Origin of the sequence: Bartonella queenslandensis AUST/NH15 (assembly GCF_000312585.1) — a bacterium.
Lineage (GTDB): Bacteria > Pseudomonadota > Alphaproteobacteria > Rhizobiales > Rhizobiaceae > Bartonella > Bartonella queenslandensis_A.
The window spans coordinates 1-1,017 of sequence record NZ_HE997999.1 but is presented as its reverse complement, the minus strand read 5'-3'; the positions used below and the strand labels follow the sequence as shown (position 1 = coordinate 1,017).

The window sequence follows — 1,017 nt, the reverse complement described above, 5'->3', positions numbered from 1 at the left end:
AGCGCAAGAACGCTCCATCTTTGCCAATGGCGCATTAAAAGCAGCTTTGTGGGCAAAAAATCATGAAAAAGGTCTTTATTCAATGCTTGATGTCTTAGGATTAAACGATCAATTTTAAACAATCAATCGAGGCAATTCATCATGGGACGCACACTTGTACTCATCCGTCACGGACAAAGCGAATGGAATCTCAAAAATCTTTTTACTGGTTGGAAAGACCCTGATTTAACAGAAAAAGGTCATGCAGAAGCGATAGCAGCAGGAAAAAAACTGAAAGAATCTGGTTTAGAGTTTGATATCGCTTATACATCTGCCTTACAGCGTGCCCAAAAAACGGCTCAGCACATTTTAGAGCAAATGGGACAATCAAATTTAGAAGTGATCAAAACCCCCGCATTGAATGAACGTAATTATGGTGATCTTTCTGGTTTAAATAAAGATGAAATGCGCCAACAATGGGGGCAAGAGCAGGTACAAATGTGGCGCCGTTCCTATACGATTGCGCCGCCTAATGGAGAAAGCCTACGCGATACTGGAGCACGTATTTGGCCTTATTATCTTTACCATATTCAACCTCATATTTTGCGCTCTCAAACTGTTTTGATCGCAGCACATGGAAACTCTCTTCGTGCTCTTATCATGGCGCTTGAAGGTCTAAACAGTGAAAAAATTATATCTCAAGAATTAGCGACCGGCATTCCTATTATTTACACCTTTAATCCAGATTCAACCATTTACTCAAAGACAATCATCACCCCTTAAACTTTCAAAACCATGACGCTCCCTTCAAGTTTAATTCAATCGTTTTAAACAGAGAAAATAAATTCTATAATTTTAATTGACAGAATTGCTTCACACGCTTAGATGATTTTTATAAGCCCAGATGGCGGAATTGGTAGACGCGCAGGTTTCAGGTACCTGTGCCGCAAGGCGTGGAGGTTCGAGTCCTTCCGGGCACCATTTTTATTTATTTAACATATTGAAACATATAATTTTTTATTTGATTCGCTGCTTTTT

2 protein-coding genes and 1 tRNA gene are annotated in these 1,017 nt (G+C 39.4%); all 3 read left to right on the top strand.

From position 1 onward, the window contains the following. Positions 1-118: dihydrodipicolinate reductase C-terminal domain-containing protein (locus BN338_RS13050; protein WP_039759578.1), on the top strand; the 118-nt coding region annotated here is incomplete at its 5' end. Between the two features lie 23 nt (positions 119-141). After that, complete coding sequence (locus tag BN338_RS04795; RefSeq protein WP_039759577.1) at positions 142-762, top strand: 2,3-bisphosphoglycerate-dependent phosphoglycerate mutase; 621 nt, start codon at positions 142-144, stop codon at positions 760-762. A 115-nt stretch (positions 763-877) separates the two neighbouring features. Then, positions 878-960, top strand: a tRNA-Leu gene (locus BN338_RS04790). Positions 961-1,017: the final 57 nt, after the last annotated feature.